7 protein-coding genes are annotated in these 7,387 nt (G+C 43.1%); 2 read left to right on the top strand and 5 right to left on the bottom strand.

Annotation, left to right across the window (positions count from 1 at the left end):
* Positions 1-227: 227 nt before the first annotated feature.
* The 5 genes from VIP81_RS28175 to VIP81_RS28155 form a co-directional block, all read right to left on the bottom strand.
* Complete coding sequence (locus tag VIP81_RS28175) at positions 228-1,241, bottom strand: FecR family protein (RefSeq protein ID WP_331969390.1); 1,014 nt, start codon at positions 1,239-1,241, stop codon at positions 228-230.
* A gap of 56 nt (positions 1,242-1,297) precedes the next feature.
* Complete coding sequence (locus VIP81_RS28170; RefSeq protein WP_331969387.1) at positions 1,298-1,840, bottom strand: RNA polymerase sigma factor; 543 nt, start codon at positions 1,838-1,840, stop codon at positions 1,298-1,300.
* Between the two features lie 163 nt (positions 1,841-2,003).
* Entirely contained in the window at positions 2,004-3,023 is a 1,020-nt protein-coding gene (locus VIP81_RS28165) for a retroviral-like aspartic protease family protein (protein ID WP_331969384.1), read from the bottom strand.
* Between the two features lie 51 nt (positions 3,024-3,074).
* Positions 3,075-4,613, bottom strand: coding sequence for an aminotransferase class V-fold PLP-dependent enzyme (locus VIP81_RS28160; RefSeq protein WP_331969381.1), 1,539 nt, complete (start codon positions 4,611-4,613; stop codon positions 3,075-3,077).
* A 1-nt stretch (position 4,614) separates the two neighbouring features.
* The gene (locus tag VIP81_RS28155) at positions 4,615-5,277 is read right to left on the bottom strand and encodes a DUF4395 domain-containing protein (protein ID WP_331969378.1); all 663 of its coding nucleotides are present in this window, start codon (positions 5,275-5,277) and stop codon (positions 4,615-4,617) included.
* Positions 5,278-5,474: 197 nt separating this feature from the next.
* Between VIP81_RS28155 and VIP81_RS28150 the strand changes: the two genes are divergently transcribed.
* The gene (locus tag VIP81_RS28150) at positions 5,475-6,512 is read left to right on the top strand and encodes a sensor histidine kinase (RefSeq protein ID WP_331969375.1); all 1,038 of its coding nucleotides are present in this window, start codon (positions 5,475-5,477) and stop codon (positions 6,510-6,512) included.
* Entirely contained in the window at positions 6,505-7,182 is a 678-nt protein-coding gene (locus VIP81_RS28145) for a LytTR family DNA-binding domain-containing protein (RefSeq protein WP_331969372.1), read from the top strand. The genes VIP81_RS28150 and VIP81_RS28145 overlap by 8 nt, the downstream gene beginning before the upstream one ends.
* Positions 7,183-7,387: the final 205 nt, after the last annotated feature.

The raw sequence follows: 7,387 nt of genomic DNA, 5'->3' as shown, positions 1-7,387 counted from the left end.
TTCATAACAAAGAATGCTTGTTTCGGAACTATAGGGACATATCTTCCCCAGTGAAAAAAACTCTCATCTTTTTTCATATCTTTGATTTTGATCAATAAGTAAAAAAACAGGTACCCGCTTTACACACGGTGCCTGCAATTGTTGGTCAGTTTTCGGGGGAAATGTTAGCGCATTTCCCTTTTTCACAAAATGATTGGTGGCTAAGTTGGTCTTTTCATGCGTGTTGTTTATTGGTTGATAAAAATTTCATTGTCACTGATATAATATTGGAATGGGGCAGACATACGTAATGCTGACATAGTTTGACCAATTGTTTCCTTATCGAAAACGGCCGTAAACCTTAACTGCTTTGCCTTTTCATCTCTGAAATGTATTTTCACATTGTAGCATCGTTCTATCCGGGAGGCTACTTCTCCAAATGTTTCATGATTAAATACCAGTTTATTGCTACGCCATAGCGTTTCTGTGATCACACTGTCCACATCAGGTGAAGGGAAAGCCTGACTGATCTGCACCGTTTCCTTGCCAGGTATGGCTACAGCTGGCTGCCTGACGGTTACTTTTTGCCTTGGCTCCCGAAGCAGTATTTCCCGCCCCTCTTTTTTGACGGTAACGGCAATAGAACCACTTACCAGCAACATTTCTGTGATACTATCGGTTTTGTAGGCCCGCACATTAAATGCAGTACCCAATACTTTTACATCTGCCAGATTAGTATGAATAATAAACGGACGTTGTTCATCTTTGGCCACGTCAAAATAAGCTTCTCCCTCAAGGGTTACTTCCCGTGTCCGCGATTGGGACAGCGATTGATACGTAAGCCGGCTACCGGCATTCAGCCATACTTTTGTACCATCTTCCAACTGCGTATGCACCAGGTTCCCATTATGCGCTACTAACTCCCGGGAAGCTGCCGGCCAAAATAGCCACCATGCAGCAGTTCCCAATAAGAGCAACACCGCGGCGGCGGCCACCGCCCTGGATCGTTTGTAAAAAGGGAGACGAACAACCCGCGTCGTTTCTACCCGTTGCAGTTCTTTATCAATCACCTGCCATAGCGCATCCCTGGCCTGTATTGCGGCTACAGTACCGGGTACGGGCGCCTGACCTGCTTCAGAAAGATCCAATTGTTCATACCACGACATGATTTGCGCCAGCTCTTCAGCCGTGCACTCCTTTCGATCGTACTTTAACAATAATGCCTGGATCTCTTCCGGGCTAAATAAAGAATTATCCGCCATATAGATAGTAGAGTCGGATCAAAATGGCATTTGTACCTAGAGGGAATAAAAAAAAGTCAGATGGAAAGAAGATCGCCCACCCGGCTCCGGAGCCGGTGGATAGCTGCGCTGATTTGGTTGCGCACACTCTGATCGGATAGGGACAACTGTTTTGCAATAGCCGCTGATTGCAGGCGCTCATCACGGCTTAGCAGAAAAATCTGCTGCATTCGTTTAGGCATGAGGGCTATTTCCTGCCGGATAACCCGTTCCAGGTCCCGGTAATTCACCGTATCCATTACCACGGTATGTCCGCTATCTGTATTGAGCAGGTGCTGATGATAAAAATTCCGCCTCACCTCCATGGAACGGTAAAAGTCGATTATTTTGTAGTCAAGTGCAGTCAGAAAATAGTTGGTAAAATTGGTTTCAATGGCCAGGGTTGCTCTATGTTTCCAGCAGTGCAAAAATATTTCCTGTAAAATATCATTAATTTCTTCCAGATGACCGAGCTTCCTATATGCCCTGCCATAAAGTATCCCCCAATACCTTTCATAGATCGACCTGAAAGCCTCCTCGCTCCCTTGTTTTAATAAATTTACAAGTTCCTGATCTGACAAATGGTCCAATTTTGCACTCCTTTTTTGGGTGCAAACATAATAAATAAAGTGCTGGTTTCCCTTGCCAGTATGCACAAGTTCAACTCCTCTTTTAGGTAAATAAGCGCAATGGCTTTCTTTCATCTGTAGAACCAGATCCATTAGAAATAATAAACCATCACAATTATCTCTCTAAAATCAATTGATTTCGCTGGTTGTCAAGAGACCAGCGCCGGAATTTATTTAGAAAAGTTTTACCCAGCAAAAAGCTGCCGGTTTCTTTAGAAGCGCCAATGATGAGGTTATTCACAATGAACTTTCCTACCTGCACATGGTTGATCCGGTATACATCACACAAAATCTCTTTCCCATTGGCCAGGTTATATGTTTGTTGCCCCAGGAAATCACTTTTGGAAACGAGTTTCAACTGAAGCAATTTATTGATCATCGTATCCGACACCAGCATATCCGTAGCGCCACAATCCAGCATCCATACGTTTACCACCGGTCCTATTTTTACTTTCAATTTCGTCATACCGCTAATGGTGATGACGTCTACCGCATCGACTCCTGAAGCACCCGTTACATCCAGACTATCCGACACGCTCCATCCCCTGGTGGGAGATATTTTTTTATAAGGAAATCCCCCACAGCTATATGCAATTTCATTAAACAACATAGAATTGGGATCATTCATATCCTCAATGGTTTGCATATTTATTTTCCGCCTCGCCATAATTGCCACAGCACAATCACAATAGCTGTTGATCCGGCTTTCATCCAATGGCTCTTTTTTGTTGCTCCGGATATAAGCTACCATAGAATCGCGATAGGCCATCATCTGCCCCGGTGAGAAGAAAAGATTAGCTTGCGAAATTTCCTTGTAACACTGCTCAATACTCGCCTGCAAGGCGGAATCTCCTTCAATCAGTTTATTCAATGCATCACCGGCATACAGGCGATCATACTGCTTTATCTGCTTCATAGGAAAATGCCGGTCAATCAGTTCGGCCTGACAAGTGCAGATCTGAACAACTTCCTTATTACTGGCATCTGCTTTCATAGCCTTTACACAACGCCAGATCATGGTATTTTTCTCCCACACCCTGTTCCCTTCTCTGGAACGTATATAGGCATCAACACTTGCAAACTGAGCGGAAGCTCCGCCGGCAACTAACAAAAACAATAACGTAAGAAAACGCATAAGGATGCTACAGATTAAACAGGTCATTTACAAGATCTCCACAGGGCTACATCACAACGGCGGCAAGTTAATTAAATTATACCACTCCTCCACATCAAACCATTCCGCCACCTGTTGCGGTTCTTTTTCTATTCTTCTCTTAAAACTATACTCGTTTGTATGCCGATCATAAGTATAATCTTTCCCCCATTCAACTACGTTAGATACGGTCATTTCAATGGCATCCATGATAAAGATCACCTCTGCATTGGTCATGACAGGATGAATAGATAGCCGCACCCACCCAGGCTTACACGATAAATCGCCAGCCCGGATAGCCTCCAGTATGGCATAAGAACGAGGCTTATCCACCTGCAGCAGCATATGCCCATAGGTGCCGGCACAGGAACATCCTCCCCTCATTTGAATACCAAACCGGTCGTTCAGTAGTTTGACGATTAAATTATAGGGCGCACCTGTTACAATGAAAGAAATCACACCGAGTCTTTTTATTACCGCTGCTTCCAGTACTGCTACCTGCTTCATGTTTGATAACCTGGAAAAAATAATTTCAAGCAGTTCTTCTTCCCGCTGCAGGATATTAGCTACGCCCATTTTCTCTTTCAGCCGGATACACATCGCTGCTTTTATGCCTTGCAAAAATGGAGGGGTGCCGCCATCTTCCCGTTGCTCAATATCCGCAACGTATTCATGCACCTTCCAGGGATTGCTGTAGCTCACGGTGCCTCCACCCGGATGATCAGGGACTGCGTTGCGATATAATTGCTTATTAAAAATCAATACTCCCGGCGTACCGGGACCACCTAAAAATTTATGCATAGAAAAATAAACGGCATCCAAATGCGTATCGGGTTCTGCGGGATGCATATTAATATCACAATAGGGTGCAGCACAGGCAAAGTCTACAAAACATACTCCTCCATATTGATGCATCAGTTGCGCGATATCATGATAAGGTGTATGGATACCGGTAACATTAGAGCAGGCAGTAACCGCTGCAATTTTATTAGAACGATGTTTGAAATGCGCCAATAGTGCGCTGAGATGTGCGATATCCACATTTCCGTTTTCATCACAGCCTATGATCTCCACGTTGGCAATAGTTTCCAGCCAGCTGAGCTGATTACTATGATGCTCCATATGCGTTACAAAAATTACCGGTTTCTCCGCTTCATCGCAGCGTGTGAAATCGATATAATCTACCAAATGCTCCGGCATACGCATACCTAATATTCGCTGCAACTTATTTACGGCGCTGGTCATGCCGCTACCACAAAAAAGTAATACGTCTTCTTCGCTCGCATTAACATGCGCTTTCACTATCTGTTTCGCGGCCTCATAGGCCGCAGACATCAACGTACCAGTAATAGTGGTGGTAGTATGCGTATTACCAACAAAAGGAAGTATGTGCTGCTGTATATATTTTTCAATAGGTCCGTAAGCCCTGCCTGTTGCGGTCCAGTCGGCGTAGATGATTTTCTTCTGCCCGAAAGGGGAGTCAAAATATTGTTGATGACCAACAATATTGTTCCGGTAAACAGCAAAGTAATTTTCTAATCCGCTTTCACGCGGTATGGATAGCGGAAGCATATTACCTGGATTTAGCGGTGGGAGAAGGTTTAAACATATTATGCGGAGGCTTGCTAAACCGCTCCCGGAGCAAACCAGTTGCCAGAAAAACCGTTCCGATAAACAAAACCAATACAATGATTTGTGCCAGCGACACTTTTTGAATGGCTTGCCTGTTCCGTCTGTCGCATACTTCTCCGGGGCAATGCTGTACTTTATGCTTATAAAAAATCGGATATACCAAACAACCTAAGCAAATCCCAAAAGCCGCTTCAAAGAACAGGAATATCAGGCAAATCAGGCAGGTGATACCCGTTATAAGGCTATAGGCATTAACGAATACAAAGAGATAGAACATGGTTGCAGATAAGACAATACCAATGCTCCAGGCGAATTTCTTTTGTTGGGCGCCTACATATTCCGGCACCTGGTTGCGCACCATGAAACGTCCAATGATCAGTATGGGAGAGAATCTTGGGTTGATCAATACCCGTATTAATAAATCGAGCAGGAAAATGCTGATGACATATTTCACCAATAGGAAATTACCATCAAAAAGGATAAACATCAACGACGTATAGGTGGCCAGAAATAGTATTCCTGCGGAAGCCCTGATTTCCCTTTCGTTCAGAACAGGGATATCATATCCTTCTACTATCTCACCAAACTGTATTAAGTTGTTCATGATTTGTTTACTATTGAGTGTGAGTATTTGGTTGCTGAATTGTCGACAGTGCAAGGTTAGCGAATCAACCCTATTATCCCGACGCCGTGTCAACGAACAACGGATTACGGTAAACAAACAGCAGGGCGGCGTCAATCGCGGAGGAAGATTAGGAGAAAGAGAAATATTTATCGACATTTATCCTACCAAACATCAACATGAAAAAACTATCTGACATAAAGCGATTTGAGCTATACATATGGCTGATACCTGCTTTTTTTCTGTTGAACCTTGTTGGTGATGCGATAGAGGATGCCAACAACTTTCCCCTGATCATTTTTAATGAACTCTGGTTAGTGATCTATTTATCGGTCGCCAACTACCAGCTATTTGAACATACGCTGCCAAAGCTTAGTCCGAAAAAATTAATCGCTTCCTTTTTCCGGATCTTGTTATATGCCTTTATTTTTTCGCTGGGATTTTATATCTGGAGAACACTGGGCGTAACATTACATATTTACACCCCGCTTGGTAAACCTATCTCTATAGAAAAAAGAATCGGTGAACTCACAGGATATGCCATAGGATCGGTACTGTTCTTTGGCATCGTCCGGCATCTTTATAATTATGTAAGACTAAAACAGTCGGCGCAACAGTTACGTATTGCCAGTCAGCAGGCAGAATTAAACTATCTCAAGTCCCAAACAAATCCACATTTTTTATTCAATACCCTGAATAATATTTATTCCCTGGCAAGAGATAAATCGGACCTGGCCCCTGAATCTATTCTCCGCTTGTCGAAAATACTCCGGTACATGCTGTATGAAACCAGCGGACCATATATCGCGATTGAACAGGACCTTAAAATCATTGATGACTATATCGCACTTGAAAAACTACGTTACGACGAATCTCTACGCGTTAATTTCAACTATGACCTGGAAGATCTGAAACAGTCTTTACCCCCGCTCCTGCTCATTCCACTGGTGGAAAATGCATTCAAGCATGGGGTGTCAGAAACGAGGGAGTTGCCGTTTGTAGATATACATCTTTCTATAAAAAACAGGCAGCTATTCTTCATGGTAAAAAATTCTACCGGTGATCCTGCCGGCGATAACAAGACGAAAGAAAATATCGGTCTTTCTAACCTGCGGCGGCAACTGGAACTGCTTTATACCGATTACCTTTTGGAAGTACAACAGGGTGAGTTTACGTTCACGGCTACGTTAAAAATAAATCTTGCAAGTCATGCCTAAAATAAAGTGCATTATCATAGAAGATGAACCCCTGGCGGCGAAAGTACTGGTTGACTATATCTCGGAAGTTCCGTTCCTTGAATTACAGAAAGTATTTAAAGATGCTATACTGGCATCAGAGTTCCTGCTGCATCAGGATACAGATCTTATTTTCCTGGATATCCATCTCCCTAAATTAAAAGGTATGGCCTTCCTCAAAACATTGGCCAATCCACCTGCGGTCATAGTAACCACCGCATATCATCAATATGCAGTAGAAGGATTTAATCTGAATGTGAAAGATTACCTGCTGAAGCCATTTGAATTTGAACGGTTTTTAACCGCTGTGAATAAAGTAAATACAGAACAAAAGAAAGTCCCGGAAGAAGCGCGCGACTTCATCTTTGTAAATATCCAAAAGCGGAAAGTAAAGATCCTGTTTTCAGAAATACTATATATCGAAAGTCAGCGGGAGTATATTAAGATCGTTACCACCAGGAATGAATATATCGCCAAAATGAGTACCAATGATATGGAAGACCTGCTACCAGCAGGGATTTTCATACGTATACACCGGTCGTTCATTGTGTCTGTCAATAAAATTGAGTCCTACACGGCGGAGATGGTGGAACTGAATGGCATATCTATACCAATTGGAAGAGGGTACAAAGATGTGATAGATAAATTATAATGGGCTCACTATGCCCCCTTCCTGAGTGCGCCCAGTCCTCTTTTAGCAAAATGATGAGATTCAAGACTATCAGGTATAATTAGTTTATAACCTTCCAGTATCCACCCTTGGTAGGTCCAACGCGTTGCAACTTGTTTTCTTTTTGCAACCGTTGAAGGTTTCTTTCTATCGTTCGTTCAGATATTCCAATCTCTGAGGCTAATTC

Source organism: Chitinophaga sp., from assembly GCF_036566945.1.
Lineage (GTDB): Bacteria > Bacteroidota > Bacteroidia > Chitinophagales > Chitinophagaceae > Chitinophaga.
Note: the sequence above shows the minus strand (reverse complement) of the source record. Positions and strands in the feature narration are given on the sequence as shown.

Coding starts and splice junctions, on each gene's coding strand:
- VIP81_RS28175 (WP_331969390.1), bottom strand. CDS start 1,241: ATGGCGGATAATTCTTTATTTAGCCCGGAAGAGATCCAGGCATTATTG.
- VIP81_RS28165 (WP_331969384.1), bottom strand. CDS start 3,023: ATGCGTTTTCTTACGTTATTGTTTTTGTTAGTTGCCGGCGGAGCTTCC.
- VIP81_RS28160 (WP_331969381.1), bottom strand. CDS start 4,613: ATGCTTCCGCTATCCATACCGCGTGAAAGCGGATTAGAAAATTACTTT.
- VIP81_RS28155 (WP_331969378.1), bottom strand. CDS start 5,277: ATGAACAACTTAATACAGTTTGGTGAGATAGTAGAAGGATATGATATC.
- VIP81_RS28150 (WP_331969375.1), top strand. CDS start 5,475: ATGAAAAAACTATCTGACATAAAGCGATTTGAGCTATACATATGGCTG.
- VIP81_RS28145 (WP_331969372.1), top strand. CDS start 6,505: ATGCCTAAAATAAAGTGCATTATCATAGAAGATGAACCCCTGGCGGCG.